Here is a 23,941-nt window from a genome sequence, read left to right as displayed (position 1 = left end):
AACCTTAAAGGAGGAGTTTTTATGCAATCACCGGATACAACCCTACAAATTTACCATCATCATCTTAAAATTCCCATTGAAACCTATTTCAATACAGTTGCTGATTTTTTAGACCCCTGGGATGAGCGTGCCTATCAATTTGTTGTTCATCAATATCTGAAAAAAACTAAGGATTCAGGGATCGTAGGCATGGTCCGACAAGAAAGAGACGAAAATTATGTCTATTTAGATGCCGCTGTCCGTTACCCGACAACACAGATGCCCATTGACAAACCCATAACGCCGCGATAATCAATCCTATGGTTCAGTCAGAGAACGCTGATAGGGAATGTAGTAATCACAGGATGTCTTGTTGAAAAAGCAGTCTTCCTAACTCCTGGACACTCGGTACGATAAAATCTGGGTGCACAGCCTGTAATTCTTCAATCGTACCGTATCCATATCCGACAGAGATAACATCTATATGATTAGCTCTGGCCCCATGAACATCATACTTGCGGTCTCCTATCATCACAGTTCTGGACCTTGAACTTATCGGAGCTTTTTTTAGAACTTCCTCGATTAAAGCTTCCTTTTCAACAAATTGACCATTCAACTCACTTCCCATGATAACATCAAAATACTTATCTAATGAGAAATGCTGCAGGATTTTCTTGGCAAAGACCCTGGGTTTTGATGTTGCCAACAAATGCTTACAACCCTCTTCTTTTAACTGTAACAGTAATTCGGAAATTCCCGGGTACACAATATTTTCATAGAGCCCCTTCTCTTGAAAACGCTCTCTATAAAACCCGACAGCTTGATTCAATAGCGCTTCATCCGTGGTTTGTAGCAAGGTCTTAAAGCTTTCTTTCAAGGGCGGGCCGATTACCCAAACGAGGTTATCCGCTTCTGGGCTGGGATAATCTAATTGATTTAGAGCGTATTGAACTGAGCGGGTAATTCCTTCCTTAGGATCTGTCAATGTTCCATCCAGATCCCATAACAATACTTCATAACGCATAACAAACCTCCAAGTTTTTTCCTTAAATTTCCCGGATGAATCTAACTTATTGAGGCTATGATAAAACTAAAGGAGGGATTATTAAATGTTTTTTCATCAAAAACACTATCATAGCCATGGGATGTTTTTTCTGCTTAGTCTTATTGTAGCATTTTTGCTGGGACGAAAATCAGAAAGATATGGTCTTTCTATTGTATCACGCGGGTGCGGATGCTATGAAGATGATGAGATGGATATGATGGACAATTCCCCATCAGCTAGTACCTATCCTCAGTGAACACTATATTCACGGCAACTTAAACTCCGAGGAATTCCTCGGAGTTTTCTTATTTACCCCAATTCGCTAATTCAGGGTCACACATAATAAACTAATGATCCCGAGTAATCGTCCTTCAAACTATTCTCCTTCAAGGCAGTAATCTCCTGCAAATAGCTCTTAGGGTTGAAAGATTACAAAATAACTATAAGAAAAAAAATAACTCACCATGGTGATTTCAGATCAATGCCTTGCATTGCTGAAATTATACATCGTGGTAAGCTTTACTTGTAAATTGAGTTAAGTTTCTCTATTATGTCAGCCCAAATTATAGTCCCAATAACTTAGCAGCATTACCGCCAAGCATATCTTCTATACCCTCGGAAGGTAGAGGCAGCTTACAAATAGTATCCATATTCTGCTTAATTCTTGGCATGCCCGGCCAATCGCTTCCAAAAATGACTTTATCCGTATTGCGGGCCAGCTCGGGAAAGTACGTCAGAAGTTTAGCCGGAGGCAGACCAGAAATCTCCATATAGACATTAGCATGCAGTCTGGAGAGAAAGAAAGCCTTGTCGTACCAGAACCCCCGACCGGAGTGGGCCATAACCAGCTTCAGCTTGGGGAAATCGACTGCTACATCATCCAAGTGCAGAGGGTCGCCATACTTCATGCGTGAGCCTTTAAACACTGATGACCCTGTATGAATTAAGACGGGGATATCTAAATCTTGGGCCGCCTGGTAGAGGGGATACATTCTCTGCTCGTTAAGGTAGTAGTGTTGATAAGAGGGATACAATTTCACGCCCCGGAAACCCTCGTTTTCAACTTTGTTGCGCAGTTCATCTCCCAAGTTCGTATAAATGTAGGGATTAATATCACAAAATGGTATTAGCCTTGACCGGCCTCGACAAAAGTCTCGCACTTGCTCGTTGGTACATACCCCTGTCGTTATATGGCTCAATTCCGCAAGCACACAGGCATAATCGACTCCTTCTGACGTCAACAATTCTTCAAAAGCTCCCGGGTCGTTGTAATGCTTTATATAGTCCTCATAACCCACAGGATGAGATTGCTTCATCCACTCAGTCACCCACGTCTGGTGATACGTGTATATCCCCATATGAACATGAAAATCAATACGAAGCTTGCTTGTCAATTGCTTCATTCCTTTCCTTACACGGTGTTTATTTTACACATCACAGAAAATGATATCACCTACTCAGTTGCTAAATTGTTTTTTGCATAATATAGTGAAGCAAAAGCGGTCTCTTCCACTTCGGCAGTGAAACAGACCGCTTTTTAATTGAAATCATCTTTCTATTCCATAGCGGTGTAACTTATCGTAAAACGATTTTCTAGAAATCCCCAATGCCCTTAAGGCTTTAGAGCGGTTATTATCATATGCTGATAAAGCTGCTAAAATTAACTCCTTTTCCACCTTGGCGACGCTTTCTTTTACATCGTAGGACCTACCCTGAACTCCTGAATAATTCTTTTTCGATAGGATATGATCCGGCAAATGATTAGGTTTTATAACCTCACTGCTGCAAACTATACTGGCATGTTCGATAATATTCTTGAGTTCCCTGATATTTCCTGGCCAATCATAGGCCTTGAGATGCTTTACTACTTGGGGAGACAAAATAAGCTCACGGCCCAGTTCTTTAGAGAACTGATTAAGAAATGTTTTTGCCAGCCTTATTATATCATCTCTTCGCTCACGTAACGGGGTCAGCTTTAGGGGAACAATATTTAGTCTATAATAAAGGTCACTTCTGAAAGTCCCTTTTTCAATCATTCCTTCCAGATCTCTATTAGTGGCGGCGATCACCCGGATATCAACTTTAGTCGCCTTAGTGCCTCCTATCCGTTCAAATTCCTTTTCTTGCAATACGCGTAATAACTTAGCCTGCATGGTAAGGCTCATATCTCCAATTTCATCCATGAAAATCGTTCCATTATGAGCCAGTTCAAACTTACCAAGTTTGCCTCCTTTTTTTGCTCCCGTAAACGCTCCAGTTTCATACCCGAAGAGTTCGCTTTCGATCAAATGCTCCGGAATGGCAGCACAATTCACCTTAATCATAGGCTTGTGCTTACGGCGGCTGCAATTGTGAACAGCCCTGGCCAATACTTCTTTGCCCACACCGCTTTCACCAAGAATCAATACAGTACTATCTGTTTTCGCTACCTTAGCCGCCAACAATAAGGTTTCCTTCAAGCGACGATTTTGACCTACATATTCACTAAAAGAGTTAGGCAAATATTTATCTTGTTCTAATTGTTCTTTCAGATAGTCAGTGACTCCCTTTGTTTGCGTCAACTCACGATTGAGTTCGACAACGTCAGTGATATTCTTAAAGGTCGAAACGCAGCCGATTATTTTCCTTCCATTATATAATGGAAACGTACTTCCTATCACATCTATACCAAGAGAATCCAGATAGCTTCGTCGATCGTGACTAGTCTTGCCTGTATGCAAAACTTCGATTGTCTTGGCACCAGGTTCAATGGTATCCAACCTGCGTCCTAAGACTTTAGAGATGGGTACCCCTAAAATTTTGGCATAAGCCTCATTAGCATACACAATGGTTGTATTGGAATCTATAACCAGTACCACATCATGAATATGATTAAGGATTTCAAATAACAATTCTCGATCCCATTTAGGAAAAGAGCTAGTTGTAACCGCATGTGTACAGTTCCCCATATATATACCTCATTTTTGTATCTTTTGTAAACATTATACAAGGGCAACATTGCTTTTGTAAAGTATTTTTAAAATAATCAGATAATTTTGGTCAAGGCTGGAACAATTGAAATCATCGGATTAGGAGGATGGTCAATAGTGTCAATGAGGATCCTGTCGACATTTCCATAAACAATGATGGCCTTTTTGTTATGGGTCTCGACAATCAAGCCAATAAATACAAAAAAACCATGAAAATCCAACTTTCGCTATGTGAAAGTTGGATTAATTATTAAAATCTTTTTCATCTTGCTTAACAAGTTGCTCCACCATTCGTGTAATGTGTAATATAGCATGGGATAATTCAGTAGCTGAGATAGCTTGAGAATCTGTAACTCCACTAAGTTGTCTTATGGACTCTATTAAACTACTAACAGACTCTTTGACTCTATTGAGATCTGATGAAATTTCACGAGTCGAGCTCTTTGTAGATTCAGCTAACTTTCCGATCTCATTAGCAACCACAGAAAAACCTCGACCATGTTCCCCTGCCCGTGCAGCCTCGATCGATGCATTAAGACTGAGAATATTACTTTGTGCTGAAATTTCTCCAATTCGAGTGGTCACATTATTAGTATGTTTGACATCCGCAATAACCTTATTTGTTTCTTCAATCATCATCTTAGCTGTTGCTGCAAGTTCCTCGGCATTTGCGGAGAAATTTTCAGACGTAGCAGAGATTTCTTCCACTGCAGTAAGTATCTCTTTCCCAATCGTTAAAATATTATCGTATTCCTCGGTTGATACACTTACAGAAATAACCCCAACTGTAGTTCCATTTTCTATGATTGGCTGGGCAATTCCCACATAAGGTACACCAAAAACCGATTTCGAAACACGTTTGACAATACGGCGACCGGTTGTTAGGGCTTCATAAGCAGCTGTACCTTTTGTTTTGAAAAGATCTCCTGGTTTGAGCTTTAAGTTAATACGTGGTCCGGGATAAGCAGCCAATACCTTTTCTGTATCTAACAGTGTGACAGCTACCTCTGTATCATAGAGGTTTTGTATTATATCTGCAACTTCTAAAAAAGAATCTAGTTTCAAAATATAACCTCCTGACCAATTAATTTGTTATTCTTGTCTTCTCCATATCGAGACCAGACATATGCTTTACCAAAGGTATTCACCAGGGTTGCATTAAAATAATCTATCATTGTCAAGTGGATATCACCAAAATTATAATTACAAGATAGGCCCTGTCTTTTGGCTTGGCCTATCTTGCAATTATTATCACTTATATTAACTTAAATGACTTTTTAGTAACTTCTTGTTATAGACCATACCTCAGAATAGCTAAGAAATCTTATTAGTCCTGGTCCAGATGTTCTGTGCTTGTGCAGCTTTTATCAAATCTTCCCGGAAATCCGGATGGGCTAACTCGATCAACATTTCTGCTCGCTTAAACGTAGATTTACCCGTTAACTGAGCTTTACCATATTCTGTGACGATTGTTGGAGCAAATGTCCGAGGACAAGTAACAGCAGAAAACGTCTTGATGCTGGGCACGATTCTAGATATTAACTTCCCACCTTGCATCGTGGTTGAAGTCAAGCAAATAAAGGGTTTACCCCCTTTGGATTGGGCGGCTCCCATGGTAAAATCCATTTGCCCACCGGTTCCTGATATCTGTCGGATACCTGATGACTCTGAGCTGATCTGCCCAAACAGATCAATTTCAACCGTATTATTTATCGCAATTTGTTTGTCATTTAAGGCAATCCTGTTCGGATGATTGGTTATATCCACCGGAAAGCTTGCAAAAGCCGGATTTCTGTGGAGAAAATCATAAAGCTGCTGGGTTCCCATGGCGAAGGTAAACACCGTCTTATACTTGTCAATATTCTTCATTGCTCCATTGACTTTGCCTTTCAGAATCAGATCGATGTATGAGGTAGTAGCCATTTCAGAATGAATGCCTAAATTTTTCAGATCACTGTCCGCTATCATCTTCGCTATGGTATTAGGCATGCCCCCTATCCCAAATTGCAAGCAACTTCCATCTTCGATTTCTTCAATTAATAGTGAGGCGATAGCCTTTTCAGCTTCAGTTTCCTGTTTAGCCGGCGGCAGAGTAGGCAACGGATAGCTTTTTTCTACGATATAATCCACTTCAGAAATGTGAATACATTCCTGCTCTCCGCCTAAAACCCAAGGAACTTGATCATTAACTTCCAGAATAATAAGTTTGGCTTTCTCACAGATAGCCCGCGCATAGGAAACCGAGGTGCCAAAGTTGAAGTAACCATTGTTATCCGGGGGGGTAGTTTGAATCAGGGCTACGTCAGGCGGATACATATTTCCATTGCGTATGTTTACAGGACTGGCACTATAATTCCCCGGCAAATAGTAGCAGAGTCCTTTCTGACCCAGTTTCCTTTCGTGCCCACTAAAATAGCCGCTCATATATGTGAAACTTTTTTTCTCCGGATCTGCAGCACATATTTTTGGGGATACAGTAGCGCACACACTTCTAACCATAACATCGCGCACTTCACCAACCCGCTTAGCTAAAGCTTCATCTAAAGCCTGGGGGAACATGGCAAAATGGCTCATAAAAACCCAGTCGCCGGATTTAACAACTTTGACCGCTTCTTCCGGGGTACGCAATTTACTTCTATATTCATTAGCGAACAATATCTTCATCCTCCTTTTTGTCTTTCGTGCAGCAACCTTTAATAGGTTAGCATTAAAGAATATCTACTTTAACAACAATTAGCAATCATTATCCATCAATCAGTTAGTGGGTGATAGGTGGTCTTGTCTGTTCTTCCAGGGCATCTTTTGCTAAATCCTCGATAGCTGACAAATATTTTTGGTGTCCATCTGCGATAGGTTTCTCCGCCATCAAAGTCAGGATTACTAGTAAAGGAATTCCGACTGCTAGTGATGGATACAAAGAGGTGCAATACGGATTACCCGCAAAATGCCATCCTGCCGCTATAATACCGCCTATTAACATCGACCAAAATGCAGCTCTGCTATCAACACGCGGCCAGAATATTGCAACCAGCAATACCACTCCTGCGACTGACCGGATCTGAAAGGCGCCAGCCATCTGGGCAAGTATAGACGTAGACTGCATACCAAAGTAAGTAGCCATTAGACCTAGTGCTATAGTAAAGATCTTAGCCCATTTCATTTCTTCTTTCTCAGATATGCCCGGCTTAATTACACGAACCATATCTTGAGTAAGCATTGTTATGCTTATAAGCAACAAAGCCGGAGCAGTCGACAAAATGGCTGCCAATATACCCATGGAGGCCATAACTGCATACATAGAGCCCAAATGATTGGCTACGACATAAAGAATACTATTGGCAGCTGCTGTTGGCATAATAACCTTTCCGGCCATACCGATTAATGCCGGAAACAGGGCAAAAACTATCACAAGACCCGAAGCCCAAAGGATACCATTTCTTGCGGAAGTTTGACTTTGGGCGCCGAATAAAACGACCACTACTGTCGAAGCAGCAAAGAAAGACAAAGCAGTACCTAAAACCCATCCAATGACTGTCTGCATATCAGGCTGAGTGAAGGCAAACATTTTTGCCGGAAGCGCTGCTTGCATATGACCCAGGCCACCCGCTGCCGTAACTGCTACAACACAGACTATTCCTAATCCTAAATACATCACAAAGGAATGAAGAACATTCATCCAGGCCAGCCCTTTCATTCCACCCGTTAAGGTAAGAATGATAAAAACTATTCCGACGATCCATCCCATCATCATCTTATCCAAACCTAACAAAGGACTCAGTATTCCGGCTGCCGCTACCGGTTGTTGGGCAAATATTATCATGTACACGGCTACCAGAATGACCATCATGACAGATCTGGTTTTACTGTCAAACCTATGCATGTATACTTGCGGAACAGACATTGCACCATATTTTTTAGAAAAACCGAGATACAGTTTACCTGCTAAATAGAATACCGCGACACAGCCGATACTCATCCCCCAGTTTACCCAGACCGACGAAATACCTATATTAAATGCGGTAGCAGCGTTACCAACTGTACCCGCACCGGCAATCAATTCGGCAAACAATAGCGGAATGATGAGACCTGCGGTCAGGCCCTTTTTGGCAACAAAATAATCGGCGACACTACTTTTCTGCCTTACCATATAGAGACCGATCCCAATTGTTAATGCGAAATATAGAAATACGAATAAGGCTACCATTCGTCATACCTCCCTTTTAATACATTGTAAACGTACTTCAGACTATCAATTCGAACTCTCAAATGAATAAACTCCCAATCTTTAAGTCTAAATAATATCCCGCAACCACCTCCGCAGGCCATGGTTTATTTTAATATTTGTTCAATTTTTAATTTTCAAATATCTATGGTCAAAAAAAGAAGGGTTACTTTCTACAATTTTTACTTCATAAACAAATAGTTACTTGCCCGAATTCATGTGGACCGTAACAAACTTCAATTTATTACGGTCAACGAATTTCTATAAGAATCGTTAATTAGTTATCGTTACTAATTGACCACGAGAGATTCCTCAGGGCATTCCTGACTAGATAGGTCTGCATTTTTAATTATTTCACTCAGGATAAATACGTTAGGTAAAATATTATTAACATAGTACCTGGCACTCGCTATTTTTCCCTTATAGAAGTTAATATCGTAGTGATCTGCCGCCAATTGGGCTATTTGCTTTTGAGCAATCAAAGCCTGCTCCAGCAAACACTCAGCTACCTGCACCTGTGCGCATACAAAGAGAGTTCTTATGGCATAAAGGCCGATTAAATCATCCATCTTATTAAGATGCCATACATCGTATAAACTCTTGACATCTTCCATACAACGATAGGCCTTTTCAAGGTTTCTAAATTCCTTTTCCAACCCAGCTGCAGCCTTGTTGGCCTCAATAAAGGACAATATTCCTCCCATCCAATTTGCAAAAGGTACTCCATCCCCCATTCTCATCTTGCGTTTTACAAGATCCTGCCCATGAATAAAAGACGTTCCTTCCCAGATGGTTAATATTTTGCTGTCGCGCACATACTGCTCAATTGGAAATTCCTTGGTGTAACCAACTCCCCCCAATACCTGCACAGCTTCACATGTCACATTAACCGCAGTTTCACTACTGTAACACTTGATCAAAGGAGTAAGTATTGCAGCGATGTCGTCATGTTTCTTAGCCTTCGCCTTATCCTTAATGTTTTCAGCCATATCTATATTGTAAAATCCTTTGTAGATCATCGCTCTTATACCTTCTGTGTGAGCTTTCATATCCATTAACATTCTTCTCACATCAGCATGTTTGATGATCAGTACTCTCTCTCCTTTGATATAGCCTTGGACTCTTTCAACCGCATATTGGGAAGCTTGTGCATAGGCTGAAGAGGCCTGAGCGTTAGCATTAAATCCCGTACCAATACGAGATTCATTCATCATTCGAAACATCATAGCCAACCCTTGAGATCGGCCCTTTTCGTCAGGAGGATTCCCTAGCCTTATACCGTAGCACTCATCATTCTCGCCGTAGTTCAACATACAAGTAGCAGATCCGCCAAGACCCATTTTATGTTCGACGGCTATAGTAGTGACATCATTTGGCCTGCCTATGCTTCCATCTTCGTTGACCCAATATTTCGGTACAATGTATAACCCTAGACCAGCCGATCCTTTGCACCCTCCGGTTGGACGTGCCAAAACCAAATGAATGATATTATCACAAATGGAGCCATCACCAGCCGTGATAAACATCTTAGTTCCTTTAATCTTATAGAGCCAAGGGTCATCCGTTGGGAAAGCCTTCGTTAAAGCATCTCCTACATCTGAGCCCGCAGAGGGTTCCGTGAGGTTCATAGTTCCTTGCCATTCACCATTCAGCATTTTAGGAATAAATCGTTCTTTATCTTCCTCCCTGCCATAATGGAGAATCACGTTGGCGGCACCAGAAGTTAGTTTAACATTAGAACCCATAGCGGGGCAGGCCGCCGAAATCATCTCTGATGCAGCTTTGAAAACAGTTAAAGGCATTCCGCCATCGACGACACACTCACTGCTGGAACCCCAACCATTTTTCTGGAGAAATTGATAGACTTCTCTATATCCCGGAGGAGATATTACTACTCCCTTTTCAAAGCGTACAGGGTTTTTGTCACCAATTGCATTAATAGGACTTACAACCTCACGGCTTACTTTATATCCCTCTATCAAAATCGAATCAATATCGTTCATGTCGTAGTATTCTTTGAATCGATCTAATTCCAGGACTTCTTTGGTTGGCAGCCACTCTTTTAAAATAAACAATAAATCACGGACATTATATTTGAATTCCACGTGAATACCCTCCAATCCAAACATGATTTTTTCCCTTTGCCATATTACTCAATGTCTTATTTTTCAACTTCTGTTAAACGAGTTCATTCCTCCTTAGCAGGCCTTTGCCCTATTGTGCGGCTTTGTAAATAGTTGATGTTTACTGTTATTACAAGAACCATGCCAATTTGGGTGTAAATATTCAGTAATTTATTCACTAACGCAACTATTCTGTATATTCAATTCTTTATCTCAACAACACGCCCCTGAGCGCTCATACCGTTTCCTTACATACCTATGGAAGGCATTCGCCTAAACTTGTTCTACCAATTTTCATTATCGAAAGTTACCTCTATATCAACGAAATTAACTTCATAGAGCACTTTTTTGTTTAGAATCGAGACAAAAAAACAACTGCCGGCCAGTTTCTGTATACAAATTATACAAAATGAAGAATGCAGTTAAGATTTAAAATCACTAAGGCCAGCTCTTTACTCTCTTAATTAAGGAAACAATTACTTTAAATTATAGATGCCTTAATTAAAACTTATTAGTCACCTCTGGGAAACAGCCTGATAGTCGTCTGAGATATCTGCAATCTCGTAATAGAATAATAATGCTCTGATCAATTGATCAGCCTCAACAAATTTTCATATCTAAATCATGTATGTTTTATAGACAAAAAAGTTAGGGTGCCAAAGCATCCTAACTTTTTATTTACTATCAAAAATATAAACTTGCGTTATACGCTGCCCCTGAAAATAGATATGGAGCTTTTTCTTGCATAAGTACAACTTGTTAATTTATACAAGTAATATATCCAATCCCCAGAATAAAGTCATTCCAAAGACAATTCCTAAAAAAAGATTTGGAACGAATCTAGAAAAGAGGAAGGTCATAATTCCCGCCCATAAATAGGGATTATGCACTATTTCGATGGTTCCTGACGGTGTCACTAACTCTGGAACAACTAAGGCTGCGAGTAAGGCAATAGGCACAAGTTCAATAAAATCCCGGGCATAACCCTGAACATTCTTTCCTTTAAACAAGAGAAAAGGTAACACACGCGAACCATAAGTGACTAAAGTCATTAATATAATTGTTGCTAATAATTGAACAGACATGACCTGCCTCCCTTTCCTTCTCTAATCAAAGCTTATGAGATACTCTTTTTGAGTAAAACCCGGCTCGGCGAATCTGCTTTTCTCCCACGCCACCATGCTCCAATACCAGCGGCAAGAGCTACACTCAGTATTAGATAAATTTTTCCTGGAATAAGGAGTTTAAGTACAACAGCAAGTAATGTTGCTATAAGGTACGTCATAAAGTTTTGCTTAGAGAGAGAGGATGCGGTTAGTATAATGAACAATGCCAAGAGAGCAAATTGAAAACCCGAGAACTGAACAGGCAGCCATTTACCAATCAGACCGCCAAGGAGTGTAAAGATGACCCACGTAGCGAAAGCTCCTATATTGACCCCTAACATAACTCGCCGGCGGTTTTCTTCTCCGTCCACATCCTTTAAAACTTTTGTATTGAGCACGAATGTTTCGTCCGTTAGCCCTTGGGCTAAGCCCATAGACCAGGGAAGTGTTCTTTGCGGAAAAAAAGGGACAATCGATAGGCTCATCAATAGATGCCGTATATTAATAATTAGGGTGGTAACGCCAATCATCAAAGGAGTCGCTCCTTGATGAATCATTTCAATAGCAATAAATTGCGAGGCACCTGCGTAAACAAAGAAAGACATCAGCCCGGCTTCCCAAAAGGTTAAGCCGAACTGAGTCGCTAGGATTCCAAAGGTTATGGCTACTGGTGTATAGCCAATGACAATCGTCAATGATTGATGCAAGCCGTAAAAGAAGCTCTTGTCCACAGCCTTTTTAGCTTGTTTTTCTTTTTCCTTAAGCATTTGATTACCCAGCTACTTTCTTAATGACAGTTAAAAATTCAGGATAGGATACATCCGCAGCCTCCATGTCTTCTACGCTGACCCCTTCTCGAGACAGCATACCTGAGATAGCCCACGCCATGGCCAAGCGGTGATCTCCAAAGCTGCTGGCTTGACCACCGTACAAAGTAGTCTGTCCTTGGATGCGCATTCCATCAGGGAGTTCCTCAACTTTAGCTCCCAGAGCATTTAATCCCTTGACGACTGTACTTATCCGATCCGTTTCCTTTACTCTTAGTTCTGCGGCATCCCGAATAACAGTTTCTCCTTCGGCTAGGCTCGCTGCCACAGCGAGAATAGGGATTTCATCGATTAATCGCGGTATCATGTCCCCTGAGATTTCAATCCCTTTAAGTTTCGCAGGGCGGACTCGTAATGTTGCTCTAGGCTCTCCACAGATTTCAGAGGAGTCAAGCAATTCAATATCTGCACCCATGGCTCTTAATACGTCTAAGATTCCTGTACGAGTTGGGTTCACACCGACATCCGGCAAGATGATCTCACCTTGTCCAACTAAACTTCCTAAGACAAGAAAGAAGGCAGCTGAGGAGATATCCCCTGGTACGGAAACTGCTTGGCCGTTTAAGCGTCCACCCCCATGAACTCTTGCCACTGTTCGATCGCTTTGGACATCGACTCCGAATCCCCTAAGCATACGTTCAGTATGATCCCGAGAAAGAGCGGGTTCTTCTACGCTCGTTTCGCCCTGCGCCCTTAGCCCAGCCAGGATAATAGCTGATTTGATTTGAGCCGAGGCAACGGCGGTCCGAAAGCTCTGCCCTTGTAACTGACCGCCTTTCATCGTGATGGGAGCCAAGTTACCTTCCCGGCGTCCCATGATCTGAGCACCCATTTGTTTGAGAGGATCTGTGACCCGACGCATGGGCCGTGAGCGAAGAGACTCATCTCCACTCATGGTGACAGTAAACGGACTGCCGGCTAATGCTCCAAGCATTAACCTTAATGTCGTTCCTGAATTACCGGCATCCAGGACATCTATCGGCTCTTGCCACGCTCCCATGCCCTCACCACGAATCCAAACCTCCGTCTCCTGCCTCTCCCAGGAAACACCAAGTTGTTTCAAACAACGAAGCGTACTTAAACAGTCCTCCCCTAGGAGAAAATTTGAAACATGGGTTTCTCCATGGGCCATTCCACCAAAGAGGGCTGCCCTATGAGAAATCGATTTATCGCCAGGAACCTTGATTTCACCGCCTAATTTAGTAACCGGCTTTATAAACACACCGCCCATAAGATATCCTCCTACTAAGCTAAATACTCTTTAGATTTTAATCATAGCAAATAAACTACAAACTTAGCTACCTCTTAATTTAAAGTTTCTTTCCGCGCAGCATGGGCTTTGCGAAACGCTTCCGCAATAGTGTCTCTGTCTCCCTGCTGGAGGGAGGTTTTTAATTCTCTAATTCGTTGTTCCCAAAGAGTTAGACCGTCCAAGATTGCATCAGCATTCCTAACCATAATTTCCTTCCACATTTCCGGGGAACTGTCAGCAATACGCGTCAAATCCCGAAAACTTCTTCCAGCTAACGCCAAGGGTGATTCCCCCTCTTTTGAAGCATCCTGGGCGGCTAACGTTAAAGTTACTGCTAACAAATGAGGGATATGACTGACCATTGCTACGTCTGCATCATGATCGACCGGCTTTCGAAAAACAACTTTAGCGCCAAACCCCTGCACGGTTTCCGCTAGTTTTTGAACCACTTGCTTCGGGCAATCCGCTGAAGGAGTTAATACATACGGATACCCTCTAAAAAGGTCGGGATCAGAGACTCTAAAACCAGATTGTTCCGAACCCGTCATAGGATGCCCGCCAATAAAATAGAAGTTACAAAAATCCCTTTGATTAGCTAACATTTTGTTACAAATCTCTGCTTTTATGCTCCCCACATCAGTTACAACCGTTCCCTTAGGAATCTTTCCCACCAATTGATCCAGACCCACCTCCAAAGCCTCAAGGGGAAGGGCTAATACGATTAAATCAACATCTAAAAATCCCGGCATAGCTGTCCATCCTGTTTGCAGCCACCCCCTCTTCACCGCCTCATCAATGCTGGCTCTTTCCGGGTCGACCGCGCAAACATCCCAACCGGCTTGGTGCAAAGCCCCTGCCCAAGAACCGCCAATCAATCCTAAACCAAGGACGCAAGCCTTCGGTATTCGAAGGCCTGCCCATCCTGGTGTCAAATTTTGTTCATTTATCGTATTTGTAAATTCATTCCACATGCTTACCCACTTCCCCCAATTCCCGATCTAGTGCGGAAGTAAGCCTTACCAGATCAGCCATCATCATCTGAAACCTTTCAGGTGTTAAGGACTGTTTTCCATCTGAAACAGCTTTTTCAGGATGGGGATGAACTTCGACAATTAAACCGTCTGCTCCTGCGGCAAGAGCTGCTTTCGCCATAGGATGGACTAAATGCCATTTTCCCGTCCCATGACTGGGGTCAATAATGACCGGTAAGTGGGAAAGGGCATGTAAGGCCGGGACCATACTTAAATCCAAAGTATTTCGAGTGTAGCTTTCAAAGGTTCGGATCCCCCGTTCGCAGAACATTACTTGATAATTCCCGCCATCCATGATGTATTCGGCTGCCATCATCCATTCTTCTAAAGTTGCTGAAGGACCTCTTTTCAGAAGAACAGGTTTCCCGCACTTGGCTACTTCTTTGAGGAGGATAAAGTTCTGCATGTTCCGAGCACCGATTTGCAGAACGTCAGCATAATCAGCCACCAATGGAACGTCCCGGGCATCAATAACCTCAGTAATCACCAAAAGACCCGTTTTCTCCCGAGCTTCAGCCAAATAACGCAATCCTTCTTCTTCTAATCCTTGAAAGGAATAAGGGGAGGTACGAGGCTTGAAAGCACCTCCACGCAAAAAGGTGGCACCTGCTTCACGCACTGCTTGCGCGGTTTCTAAAATCTGAGACCGACTTTCAACAGCACAAGGACCAGCCATAACATGGACCCTGCGCCCGCCAATTTCCTGATCACCTATGCGAATAATACTGTCTGTTGGGTGAAACTCCCGGCTAACTAGTTTGTAGGGTGCCAGAATGGGCACAACTTTGTCTACACAAAGCAGTGCTTCTAAATCAAGGGCTTCGAGTCGCGTTCGGTCCCCAATAGCCCCTATAATTGTTCTTTCAACTCCTTGGGAAAGATGAACTTTGAAACCTTCTTCCGTTAAACGTGCGGACACCTCTTCAATCTGCTCTACCGTCGAACCCATTTTCATAACAACGATCATTTTTTCTGCCCCTTTCTACCATCCTACTTACTACTTTTTACCTACATCACATATTTATTCATAACTAGCTCATAGAGCTAAGTTACTCCTACATTTCCAGGAGTCTGTTTGATAAAACAAAAAAGCACCCTTAATAGAGGGTGCTTTAACTCCTAATCGCGCCCATCCTGCTATCCTACCTATCTTTTGAAGAGTCTTCTGCATGAAGCCCCTGCCGGAACCCTGACTGCCATCCTACCCTAAACTTTGCCAAACAAAGCTTATTAACTACCTTTAATGGTTTAATACCAAAATTTAAAATTTAAACTATCTTAACATATAAAGGGAGGTTCTCACAACCCCCCTGACTCAGAAAAATTATACTTAGGTTATGCTCCATAGAAGCTGTTCCTTTGAGCAGTTCAAGAGTATTATTAACCGCAACCTGTATGTTCCCAATGATCTAGAAGTGATTAAACTTTGAAAGCATAACAGGGGGAGGACCTTTTGACATACATAACTGTGTGTCAAAAGGTCCTCCCCCTGTCACGTTGAGTATTAAATTATCCTTGTACTAAGAGTTCTTTCAGTGCCCTTATTTGCTTTCTCACTCCAGCCGCAACAATGGTCGAATCTGTTACAATGATGTCATCCGGCCCGGGATTAATTCTCTGTTTATGCTTCTCTACAATAGCCAAAATCGTAGCACCAGTTTTTTCACGAACTTGTAAATCAGCGATACATTTGCCAACGCTTTTATAATGTGGCTCGACCTTTAGCCATTCAATAATTAATTCATCCAGTGCTACTTCAATAGTTTCCAATGCCTTGGGCATATAGTTCATTCCACCAATGATAGAGCCGATCTGCCTGGCCTCTGCATCATCTAAAGAGATTGAGGAGATGATCTCGTCAGGATCATTCTCTTCAAAATGATAAATATCTCTTCTGCCATCATCATGAATAACAATAACCATTTTATCTCCTGATATTGTTTGTACCAGAAATTTTCTGCCTATACCTGGAAGATCGGATTCTCTAATTGTAGCCATTTTTCAATCATCCTCCATTAAATTACCCATAGTATATTATAACTTCTTATGCTTGATTCCATTTAAATAGTTTGTTCAACCCATTATAGATATGTTTCGACTCTTTTGCAATCAAAGGTCCTACAATGGCCAATATCAAGACATACACAGCAGTAAACGATTTAAGCAACGGCATAAGCCCCGCAGCTATCCCCAGATTTGCCACGATAATCGTAAATTCTCCCCGCACCATAATAGTAAGCCCTATATTGGTTGAGGCCTTATGGGACAGTCCTGCGTTCTTCCCTGCGATCATGCCGGATACTAGATTTACGATGATAGTAATCAGTGCCCCAGCCAGTGCTATCCATACTGCACCTCCAAGGGTTCTAGGGTCAATGCCTAAACCAAAGCTAAAGAAGAACACCGCCCCAAAGAAATCCCGAAACGGAACAACATTATGGGCAATTCTCTTCACGTGCTCAGTTTCAGAGAGGGCCAGCCCAAATAATAAAGCCCCAATAGCTTCTGCAACATGCAAATTCTCTGAGAATCCAGCAACGAAAAACAAAGAAGAAAATATAACAATAACGAATACCTCGCTTGAAGAGATATTTAAAAACTTGTTCAAAAATGGAGTTCCTTTTCTGGCAATCAAGAAAAATAATAGCATGTATCCAAGTGAGATTGCTACAGAAATAATGAGTCCTCCCAAAGATGTTGCCCCTCCAAGGAGCACTCCTGACATGATTGATAGAAATACAGCCAGGAAAATATCATCAAATAATATCATCCCTAAGATGAGTTCTGTCTCAGAGTTCCCTGTTCGTTTTAAGTCAATCAAAACCTTAGCTACCATTGCCGTAGAGGATACCGACATCATACCCGAAATAATTAAGGTTTCGTACAGCGGAAATCCAGCTAATATTCCAAAGGCTAAGCCAAGTAAGAAATTTGAAAAAACGTAAACGGTTCCTCCAAAAACAATTTTGTTCCCCAGTGAGATCAATTTCCGAACAGAGAATTCTAATCCCAAATAAAAGAGAAGAAAAAGAACTCCAATTTTTCCAAGAAAATCGATAATCTCTTTACTTGCGGAAAATGAGAAATCAAAGATTCCGATAGTTGGGGCATGTGAACCAAGCAGCATACCAAGGACAATTAAAAACGGTATATTTGAGAGCTTTAGCTTTGCCGCCAACATAGATACTATCGCAATTAATAACAGTGCCGTTCCAACCTGAAAGACCAAATTTTCCATGTATTTATTACCCTCCCGATAGGCTTAAGCTTTTAATTAACAAACGACCAAGATTCGATAGATTTTAGTCTCTGAATAATTAAAAAATAGGAATGTTGCTAAACGAACGATTTCGTAGAGCATCCGCTCCCATTTATTTCTAAGATACAATCAACGTATAATTAAGTTATAAAAACCAAATAACACAATGAAAATTATACCCAAATTTGATAGATATTATCAAATACCTTTATCATCATTATTATCACCGTAAATGTTTAGGCTGAAGATTAACTTATTTGAAATATAAGTCCACATATTTAGAAGGATTATTACGAGAAATTATACGGCATACTCTCCCCACAAGAACAAAAAGAGAGTGTCACCAAAATGACGACACCCTCTTTTAAGAGTTTCAGAAGAACCATCCTCCTGACACATCCAGTTATTATGTCGAAAGGACTGTCCCTCTGTTATGTTAAATTTCTCGTCCGACAGCTTTACCCAAGGATTCTGCTCTAACCATAAGTTCGGCAAAACGTTCAAAGTTTAGGGATTGATCTCCATCGCTTAAAGCCAGATTCGGTTGGGGATGTACTTCAATCATTAGACCATCTGCGCCCGCGGCGATCCCTGCTAAAGCAACCGGGCTGACCAGCGACCATTTTCCGGTACCATGGCTGGGATCTAAAAACACAGGAAGATGTGTTAACTCTTTTAAGGCGGGTATCGCAGTAATATCAACCGTATTACGGGTATAGGTTTCAAACGTTCTAATCCCTCGTTCGCATAAAACGACCTGGTCATTTCCTTCTGACATGATATACTCCGCTGCGTAAACCCATTCCTCTAACGTTGAGGCCAAACCACGTTTTAGGAAAACCGGAAGCTTGGTTTTTCCGACTTCACTTAACAGCGTGTAATTTTGCATATTTCGGGATCCTATCTGAAACATATCAGCGACTTTCGCAACTCGCTCTATATCACGCGCATCCATGACTTCAGTGACCACCGGAAGACCGGTTAAAGCTTTAATTTGGGCTAACATTTCCAAACCGGTTTCCCCTTTACCACGAAAGGAATATGGAGAAGTCCTTGGCTTATAGGCACCACCTCTGAGCATGACTGCTCCAAGGCGTTGAACTTCCAAGGCTGTACTTAATAACTGCTCATAGCTTTCAATGGCACACGGACCAGCTATAACAACCAACTGAGGACCCCCGATGATAACATCTCCCACTCGAACTGTAGTGGTTTCCTGTTGTTCATCCTTCCGTCGAGCGATTAGTTTCACCGCACTCCCCTTCTTCCTTATTAAAGCTTAGCGGATAACGTCCTTCAACTATCAGTATCTACTAAATCTTTACGTAATATTGCAGCATTACGCAAAAAGATGTGTCGGATTTCACTCTGTGTAAGGTTAGTATTAACGTGTATCAGCACTCGAATACAAAATGGAAGTGCATTGGGCACCGGAATTTCAGTCGAACATAAGAGCGGTACTAACTGCCAGCCAATGGCTCGCGCGCTTGAAGCGGGAAAGTCAGCATTCAAATCCGGCGTAACTGTAAAAATGACACTGACCAGGTCTTCAGGGCTAAGTGCGTTTTCCTTTAAAATCATTTGTAAAAGCTCCTGAGTTACTTCGCGAATCTCTTGAGCATCATTGCTATTGACCGTTGTGGCACCTCGTATTCCTCGAACCATGTTCTCCCCCCTTATTCCTTGGGAGCGACGCGATGTCCCAATCCGACAGCTACCTCATCTAAATGCAAGAGCCCAATTCCAAAAAATACGGCAACACTCAAATGATCACTCTGACGTGCGATCCCAATTTTTCCGCCAATATTCAACCCCATGGCTTTGTTCATTATCTGAGTTAACGCTTCCCGAGTCGCTCCGGCTACCGCTCCCTCATCTCCATGAGTCTCTTGAATAACCCCTTCGCGTTTAGCGGCTACTATAGCACGTTCGACAATCTTTCGGATCGAAGCGACATATTCTCCGCCGTAATCAACTGCTGCAGTCTTAACACCAATTTTCAGATAGGACTCTTTTAAATGGATCTCTTCTTCCCGACTTTCTGTCATAGCCATCTTTAAGGCAGCAAGTGCGATCTTTTTACTTTGTGCCATACTATCCTTCTTCCTCTCCTAATGGATTTGTTGGATAACGTCATAAATGGTAGAAAAAGACACCTTTCAGTGTCTTTGATTTTATTATAAACCATCCCACCATTCTTCAACTATGCAATTATAAGATTCCTATGGAAACCTTAAACCGTCCTGCCATACTACCCTCCTTTTCTCATCATTTGATGAGAAAATAATCAAACAATATTTACCATCAATTACAGTATAGTACGACAATGAGCGCTTTGCAACACTACGGTTTCACGATCAGGTTCTGAATATTTCCTTGTAATATGAACATCTGGTTCTGACGTGGTTCAAGCAATTGGGCATCTTTATCAATCACCTGAACCTTAACGGTCTGAGCAATTCCTATTCCATCTAATTGGATTTGACCGGATTTAACCGCTACTTTTTGTTCTCCGTTTGCCAACGTGGCAATAACCGTGCCATTCTGTACCACCCGAATTGGAGCAGCCGGTGTTGCTTTTAAGGTTACCTGCCATGTTTTAACCGATTGTTCAAGTTCAGGCTTAGCGAGTGCAGGTAATTCTAAAGGCGGAGCTTCTACCTCAGATGCTACCTTCATATAGAAATCAAGCGGATCCCTTGCAGCACTTAACTGCATTAATAACAGCAACACTGATGCCAGAACCATAACCCTGATAATTCGACGTTCCCCTTGCTGAACCGTATTCCACAACCATTCTAATAAGCTTCCTCTTCGACGCACGTACACCACCTCGAGAAGAGTTTATGCAGGAGGCTTATTAATCAGACCTCCTGGTGAACCGGTTCAGTAAAAATCAAACAAAATCCCCCGCAGCCTGTCCTGCCCTGTACCCCATGGCGAAGGCAGCTTGAAGGTTATAGCCACCCGTTATGCCGTCAACATCAACAACCTCGCCAGCCCAATAAAGTCCTTCCACACGTTTTGAAGCCATGGTTTTTGGGTTAATTTCTTTGACGTTTACTCCCCCTGCTGTTACAATTGCGGTTTCTATGGAAAGGGTTTCTGTAATCGTCAGAGACAGCCCTTGCAGGAGTCTGACCAAGCACTTACGTTCTTCACGACTAATTTGATGTACAACCCCTTCAGGATTTATCCCACTTAGACGGATTAAAACCGGAATCAAACTTTGAGGTAAAAGGTCATCCAAGGCATTCTTAAACAGCTTATTGCTATATTTTTGAAAATCCCGCTGAACTCGGCTATCTAACTGTTCTGCGGATAGAGCAGGCTTCAGATTAATCCTAAGCTCGACTTGTTTCCCTTCACGAAGAGCATCTCCCGCTTGTCGGCTCAATGTCAAAATAATCGGACCGGATACCCCAAAATGCGTGAACAACATTTCTCCAAATTCAGTTTTCTGCTTCTTCCCGCCCATCCATAATGATGCCTCAACATTTCGGAGGGCAAGTCCCTGCAGCTCTTTCACCCATTCTTCAGCAGTTTTAAGAGGAACTAAGGCTGGTCGAGGGGTAATCACGCTGTGACCTAGTTTTCGGGCAAATCGAAACCCATCCCCGTTAGATCCGGTCGCAGGATAGGAAGCCCCTCCGGTACATACAATCACCGCCGGGGCTAAATAACGTTTAGAGCCTGCCCCTTTCACCCCTATGACATGTCCATTCTCAACTAAAATTTCCTCCACAGTGATTCCTGATTGTACCTCAACTCCCATATCTTTTATAAAGGTTGATAGAGCCTCAACGATTTTCTCTGCATCATCGGAGACCGGAAAAACACGTCCTCCACGTTCAACTTTAGTCTCGACCCCATAGCCGGCCAAGAATTCGCGCAAGGCAACATTATCAAAATCCCGCAAAATACCGTGTAAGAAGCGTCCATTCCCAGGATAATGGCTGATAAAATCCGATACATTTTCTACATTGGTTATATTACAGCGCCCCTTGCCTGAAATTGCAATCTTTCGGCCTAAGCGTTCCTTCTTTTCCAGTAATAGAACCTTTGCGCCCCCTTTCGCAGCTTGACCGGCAGCCATCATACCGGCTGCTCCGCCGCCTACTACAATAACTTGATACTCCTTCATCGCAATCCCTTTCTTTTCCGACCTTGATTTCATACTAAAAGTATGGTCTTTCAATCACACTAATATAAGTGGATATCCCTTGTATTTTTGCTCCTCATTCTTTTCTGTGCTAAGATTGAGGATAAGTTATTATACATTGAATTAACTTAATTCAGGAGGTAAATTTAAATGAGTCTTGACCGACGTACTACAGTTATAGCACAGATTTCCGCAGCAGTAGCCTGCAATGCCCTGGCCGCACTCCGTCTTGCGATTACCGAAGGATTGGACGCAGGTTTAACTAAGGCAGAAATCCAAGAAGTTATCCGCTTGGCTAAAGATGTTCAGCAGCAACCTATTTCTCATGTAAGCCATTTAACCGACCAGATCTTCCGCGACCCAAAGAAAAAACCACACGAGCACAGCGCCCACTGCGGGTGCGGCGGACACCATGCTTAGAGAGTGAAGAATCCCCTTTTCTCCGGATCGCTGGTAGCACAAGCCAAACATAGTTCTCCATTGTCAAAAATACGTTTGCCGCATTGGCTACAATACTTTGGACCACCTTCGTGGATTAATATTTTACCAGTCAGCAGCCGCTGGGACAACGGCTTATTATTAAAGGTCAAGGATTGTGAACGGCAAGTTTCCACACAACGCTGGCATTGCACACACTTCTGAGGTTCGAAAATGAGTCTCAGAGACGTGATCTTTTCCTCTTTTGTGGGATCTGAGCTTTGCTGGTCCGAATTTCTTTCTTCCCGCTTCTGCAATGCACCCTGCGGACAAATTGCGGCACATACTCCGCAGTTAGTACACGAATCATCGATGGCTAAAGCAGGAAAGGGAATCTTATCTAGTGAAGAGGCTCCGAACGCTTCGATCAGCCACTGACGGGACTTTGGAATAGGATAGGTTTCATCAGCTGCCATGCTGGGCAGCCATTCCTCAATTTTCTCCCGGCTCTTTTGTCTCCAGCCCGCCCGGGAATCCTGCAGACGAACGGACTTGGGTTCGGCACCTTCCCTAAACTCCGGCTCGACAGTACCCCCTTGATCCGGCCGGACTTGAATTTGTACGACAGGATGCTCCGGCCAGTCCGCATGGACTTGTTTAAAGGTCTGAACACTGGAAGCACACGCTTTTCGATCCTCACAGTCTGCACAAACTCCTGTAATAATCTTAGCTGTTTTTTCCTTCGCTAAGAGCATGAGAGTCATCCAAAGATCCCGGTCCAGTATCCCTAAACAAGGAATCTCGAAACCAACAGGCATTGCCTGGGGACAACATAAGACGATTTCTTCCGCATCAAAAAGGTAGTTATGGAGTTTATCCATGGTTTGATCGACAAAACCATCACTGGGACATACAGCCATACATACGCCACATTCCGTGCACTGCTTAGTATCCAGCTGCCGATAGTCTGAGATAGCTTGATGCGGACAACTCTCTATACATAATTTACACGTACGGGCATATGCTCTTTTCGTATTTAAACAATTCCCGTTGTGGTATACCATCTGACATGTCATTTCATTATCCTCACTTAATCCGTACTTATACTTGACTATTCGCTTTTAATAAAGAATTTCCTTCCTCTTTTCATCATCTGCTAGTGCTTCGGCAGCGGCTGCGGCTGCGACATGTAAGTCTAGCCTGAAAAATACCCCAAAAACATTCAAAGAATCTGTAGACCTTAAAGGAAGGCAGCTTCTCCCACAGGAGTGAACCCATTGCATGGAGAGGCAGTAAAGGCCCACAAGCCGGTGCGGGGAAACGTAGCCACGGGTTCACATCAGGTATTACCCGGAGGTTTGGCGAAGTCCCGCACCGGCGAGTGGGCGAGCCTCGGAGTGCTGGGTGAACGGATGTGGGAGAAGCTGCCCGACCCGAGAGATGCTGCGGTACGAAGACACTGTCTTCGCACGAATTAACTAATCTTGCACGGATGTGGACGAAGCTGCCCGCCCCAGGAGCACTCTCGTTTTCATCCCCTGCTGGTGCC

24 protein-coding genes are annotated in these 23,941 nt (G+C 42.7%); 4 read left to right on the top strand and 20 right to left on the bottom strand.

Translation table 11 applies throughout. From position 1 onward, the window contains the following. Positions 1–21: 21 nt before the first annotated feature. Positions 22–291: a hypothetical protein gene (locus DESYODRAFT_RS04975; protein WP_007780235.1), complete on the top strand. Its 270-nt coding sequence runs from the start codon at positions 22–24 to the stop codon at positions 289–291. A 46-nt stretch (positions 292–337) separates the two neighbouring features. Here the strand turns inward: DESYODRAFT_RS04975 and DESYODRAFT_RS04970 are convergent, their stop codons facing one another. Next, positions 338–1,003, bottom strand: a complete 666-nt coding sequence (locus DESYODRAFT_RS04970; RefSeq protein WP_007780232.1) for an HAD hydrolase-like protein — start codon at positions 1,001–1,003, stop codon at positions 338–340. Positions 1,004–1,088: 85 nt separating this feature from the next. Between DESYODRAFT_RS04970 and DESYODRAFT_RS04965 the strand changes: the two genes are divergently transcribed. Continuing rightward, positions 1,089–1,280, top strand: a complete 192-nt coding sequence (locus DESYODRAFT_RS04965; protein WP_007780230.1) for a hypothetical protein — start codon at positions 1,089–1,091, stop codon at positions 1,278–1,280. A gap of 307 nt (positions 1,281–1,587) precedes the next feature. On the opposite strand, the gene DESYODRAFT_RS04960 is transcribed toward DESYODRAFT_RS04965, so the two are convergent. The 18 genes from DESYODRAFT_RS04960 to DESYODRAFT_RS04875 all read right to left on the bottom strand — a co-directional run bounded on the left by DESYODRAFT_RS04960 (position 1,588) and on the right by DESYODRAFT_RS04875 (position 21,957). Further along, the gene (locus tag DESYODRAFT_RS04960; protein ID WP_007780229.1) at positions 1,588–2,427 is read right to left on the bottom strand and encodes an amidohydrolase family protein; all 840 of its coding nucleotides are present in this window, start codon (positions 2,425–2,427) and stop codon (positions 1,588–1,590) included. A gap of 144 nt (positions 2,428–2,571) precedes the next feature. Then, complete coding sequence (locus tag DESYODRAFT_RS04955) at positions 2,572–3,972, bottom strand: sigma-54 interaction domain-containing protein (RefSeq protein ID WP_007780227.1); 1,401 nt, start codon at positions 3,970–3,972, stop codon at positions 2,572–2,574. A gap of 264 nt (positions 3,973–4,236) precedes the next feature. Further along, positions 4,237–5,058 (bottom strand): methyl-accepting chemotaxis protein, encoded by an 822-nt coding sequence (locus tag DESYODRAFT_RS29490; RefSeq protein ID WP_007780222.1) that lies wholly within the window; start codon positions 5,056–5,058, stop codon positions 4,237–4,239. Positions 5,059–5,307: 249 nt separating this feature from the next. After that, a complete protein-coding gene (locus DESYODRAFT_RS04945) occupies positions 5,308–6,648 on the bottom strand; it encodes an acetyl-CoA hydrolase/transferase family protein (protein WP_007780221.1) in 1,341 nt (446 codons plus the stop codon). A gap of 103 nt (positions 6,649–6,751) precedes the next feature. Next, positions 6,752–8,197 (bottom strand): sodium:solute symporter family protein, encoded by a 1,446-nt coding sequence (locus DESYODRAFT_RS04940; protein ID WP_007780220.1) that lies wholly within the window; start codon positions 8,195–8,197, stop codon positions 6,752–6,754. 308 nt (positions 8,198–8,505) lie between these two features. Then, a complete protein-coding gene (locus DESYODRAFT_RS04935) occupies positions 8,506–10,320 on the bottom strand; it encodes an acyl-CoA dehydrogenase family protein (protein ID WP_007780217.1) in 1,815 nt (604 codons plus the stop codon). A 782-nt stretch (positions 10,321–11,102) separates the two neighbouring features. Further along, positions 11,103–11,423 (bottom strand): AzlD domain-containing protein, encoded by a 321-nt coding sequence (locus DESYODRAFT_RS04930; RefSeq protein WP_007780214.1) that lies wholly within the window; start codon positions 11,421–11,423, stop codon positions 11,103–11,105. Between the two features lie 32 nt (positions 11,424–11,455). After that, positions 11,456–12,211, bottom strand: a complete 756-nt coding sequence (locus tag DESYODRAFT_RS04925) for an AzlC family ABC transporter permease (RefSeq protein ID WP_007780212.1) — start codon at positions 12,209–12,211, stop codon at positions 11,456–11,458. Between the two features lie 4 nt (positions 12,212–12,215). Continuing rightward, positions 12,216–13,502 carry a 3-phosphoshikimate 1-carboxyvinyltransferase gene (gene aroA, locus DESYODRAFT_RS04920; protein ID WP_007780211.1) on the bottom strand — a complete coding sequence of 429 codons (1,287 nt, stop codon included), beginning with the start codon at positions 13,500–13,502 and terminating at the stop codon, positions 12,216–12,218. Positions 13,503–13,576: 74 nt separating this feature from the next. After that, complete coding sequence (locus tag DESYODRAFT_RS04915) at positions 13,577–14,494, bottom strand: prephenate dehydrogenase (RefSeq protein ID WP_007780209.1); 918 nt, start codon at positions 14,492–14,494, stop codon at positions 13,577–13,579. Then, a complete protein-coding gene (aroF, locus tag DESYODRAFT_RS04910) occupies positions 14,484–15,521 on the bottom strand; it encodes a 3-deoxy-7-phosphoheptulonate synthase (RefSeq protein WP_007780207.1) in 1,038 nt (345 codons plus the stop codon). Before aroF (DESYODRAFT_RS04910) ends, DESYODRAFT_RS04915 begins: the two co-directional genes overlap by 11 nt. Before the next feature lie 542 nt (positions 15,522–16,063). Further along, positions 16,064–16,552 (bottom strand): cation:proton antiporter regulatory subunit, encoded by a 489-nt coding sequence (locus DESYODRAFT_RS04905; protein WP_007780205.1) that lies wholly within the window; start codon positions 16,550–16,552, stop codon positions 16,064–16,066. A gap of 46 nt (positions 16,553–16,598) precedes the next feature. Beyond that, entirely contained in the window at positions 16,599–17,792 is a 1,194-nt protein-coding gene (locus DESYODRAFT_RS04900) for a cation:proton antiporter (protein ID WP_007780202.1), read from the bottom strand. Positions 17,793–18,249: 457 nt separating this feature from the next. After that, entirely contained in the window at positions 18,250–19,065 is an 816-nt protein-coding gene (gene aroF, locus DESYODRAFT_RS04895) for a 3-deoxy-7-phosphoheptulonate synthase (protein WP_007780200.1), read from the bottom strand. Between the two features lie 44 nt (positions 19,066–19,109). Continuing rightward, complete coding sequence (aroH, locus tag DESYODRAFT_RS04890; RefSeq protein WP_007780197.1) at positions 19,110–19,478, bottom strand: chorismate mutase; 369 nt, start codon at positions 19,476–19,478, stop codon at positions 19,110–19,112. Between the two features lie 11 nt (positions 19,479–19,489). Then, entirely contained in the window at positions 19,490–19,906 is a 417-nt protein-coding gene (locus DESYODRAFT_RS04885; RefSeq protein WP_007780195.1) for a HutP family protein, read from the bottom strand. Positions 19,907–20,156: 250 nt separating this feature from the next. Next, complete coding sequence (locus tag DESYODRAFT_RS04880) at positions 20,157–20,636, bottom strand: hypothetical protein (protein WP_007780193.1); 480 nt, start codon at positions 20,634–20,636, stop codon at positions 20,157–20,159. Between the two features lie 73 nt (positions 20,637–20,709). Continuing rightward, positions 20,710–21,957 carry a BaiN/RdsA family NAD(P)/FAD-dependent oxidoreductase gene (locus tag DESYODRAFT_RS04875; RefSeq protein WP_007780190.1) on the bottom strand — a complete coding sequence of 416 codons (1,248 nt, stop codon included), beginning with the start codon at positions 21,955–21,957 and terminating at the stop codon, positions 20,710–20,712. A 168-nt stretch (positions 21,958–22,125) separates the two neighbouring features. Between DESYODRAFT_RS04875 and DESYODRAFT_RS04870 the strand changes: the two genes are divergently transcribed. Then, positions 22,126–22,395: a carboxymuconolactone decarboxylase family protein gene (locus DESYODRAFT_RS04870; RefSeq protein ID WP_007780188.1), complete on the top strand. Its 270-nt coding sequence runs from the start codon at positions 22,126–22,128 to the stop codon at positions 22,393–22,395. On the opposite strand, the gene DESYODRAFT_RS04865 is transcribed toward DESYODRAFT_RS04870, so the two are convergent. Beyond that, a complete protein-coding gene (locus tag DESYODRAFT_RS04865; protein ID WP_007780186.1) occupies positions 22,392–23,468 on the bottom strand; it encodes a 4Fe-4S binding protein in 1,077 nt (358 codons plus the stop codon). The genes DESYODRAFT_RS04870 and DESYODRAFT_RS04865 overlap by 4 nt on opposite strands. A gap of 201 nt (positions 23,469–23,669) precedes the next feature. On the opposite strand from DESYODRAFT_RS04865, the gene DESYODRAFT_RS04860 reads away from it, so the two are divergent. Next, a complete protein-coding gene (locus tag DESYODRAFT_RS04860; protein ID WP_007780185.1) occupies positions 23,670–23,870 on the top strand; it encodes a hypothetical protein in 201 nt (66 codons plus the stop codon). Positions 23,871–23,941: the final 71 nt, after the last annotated feature.

Origin of the sequence: Desulfosporosinus youngiae DSM 17734, from assembly GCF_000244895.1 — a bacterium.
GTDB lineage: Bacteria > Bacillota > Desulfitobacteriia > Desulfitobacteriales > Desulfitobacteriaceae > Desulfosporosinus > Desulfosporosinus youngiae.
Note: the sequence above shows the minus strand (reverse complement) of the source record. Positions and strands in the feature narration are given on the sequence as shown.

Bases quoted from the DNA above. Each gene is read 5' to 3' on its own strand.
- DESYODRAFT_RS04915 (WP_007780209.1), bottom strand. From the start codon at position 14,494: ATGTGGAATGAATTTACAAATACGATAAATGAACAAAATTTGACACCA.
- DESYODRAFT_RS04965 (WP_007780230.1), top strand. From the start codon at position 1,089: ATGTTTTTTCATCAAAAACACTATCATAGCCATGGGATGTTTTTTCTG.
- DESYODRAFT_RS04960 (WP_007780229.1), bottom strand. From the start codon at position 2,427: ATGAAGCAATTGACAAGCAAGCTTCGTATTGATTTTCATGTTCATATG.
- DESYODRAFT_RS04875 (WP_007780190.1), bottom strand. From the start codon at position 21,957: ATGAAGGAGTATCAAGTTATTGTAGTAGGCGGCGGAGCAGCCGGTATG.
- DESYODRAFT_RS04900 (WP_007780202.1), bottom strand. From the start codon at position 17,792: ATGGAAAATTTGGTCTTTCAGGTTGGAACGGCACTGTTATTAATTGCG.
- DESYODRAFT_RS04925 (WP_007780212.1), bottom strand. From the start codon at position 12,211: ATGCTTAAGGAAAAAGAAAAACAAGCTAAAAAGGCTGTGGACAAGAGC.
- DESYODRAFT_RS04940 (WP_007780220.1), bottom strand. From the start codon at position 8,197: ATGGTAGCCTTATTCGTATTTCTATATTTCGCATTAACAATTGGGATC.
- aroA (WP_007780211.1), bottom strand. From the start codon at position 13,502: ATGGGCGGTGTGTTTATAAAGCCGGTTACTAAATTAGGCGGTGAAATC.
- aroH (WP_007780197.1), bottom strand. From the start codon at position 19,478: ATGGTTCGAGGAATACGAGGTGCCACAACGGTCAATAGCAATGATGCT.
- aroF (WP_007780207.1), bottom strand. From the start codon at position 15,521: ATGATCGTTGTTATGAAAATGGGTTCGACGGTAGAGCAGATTGAAGAG.
- DESYODRAFT_RS04885 (WP_007780195.1), bottom strand. From the start codon at position 19,906: ATGGCACAAAGTAAAAAGATCGCACTTGCTGCCTTAAAGATGGCTATG.
- DESYODRAFT_RS04970 (WP_007780232.1), bottom strand. From the start codon at position 1,003: ATGCGTTATGAAGTATTGTTATGGGATCTGGATGGAACATTGACAGAT.
- DESYODRAFT_RS04975 (WP_007780235.1), top strand. From the start codon at position 22: ATGCAATCACCGGATACAACCCTACAAATTTACCATCATCATCTTAAA.
- DESYODRAFT_RS04930 (WP_007780214.1), bottom strand. From the start codon at position 11,423: ATGTCTGTTCAATTATTAGCAACAATTATATTAATGACTTTAGTCACT.
- DESYODRAFT_RS04905 (WP_007780205.1), bottom strand. From the start codon at position 16,552: ATGGCTACAATTAGAGAATCCGATCTTCCAGGTATAGGCAGAAAATTT.
- DESYODRAFT_RS04870 (WP_007780188.1), top strand. From the start codon at position 22,126: ATGAGTCTTGACCGACGTACTACAGTTATAGCACAGATTTCCGCAGCA.
- DESYODRAFT_RS04865 (WP_007780186.1), bottom strand. From the start codon at position 23,468: ATGACATGTCAGATGGTATACCACAACGGGAATTGTTTAAATACGAAA.
- DESYODRAFT_RS04955 (WP_007780227.1), bottom strand. From the start codon at position 3,972: ATGGGGAACTGTACACATGCGGTTACAACTAGCTCTTTTCCTAAATGG.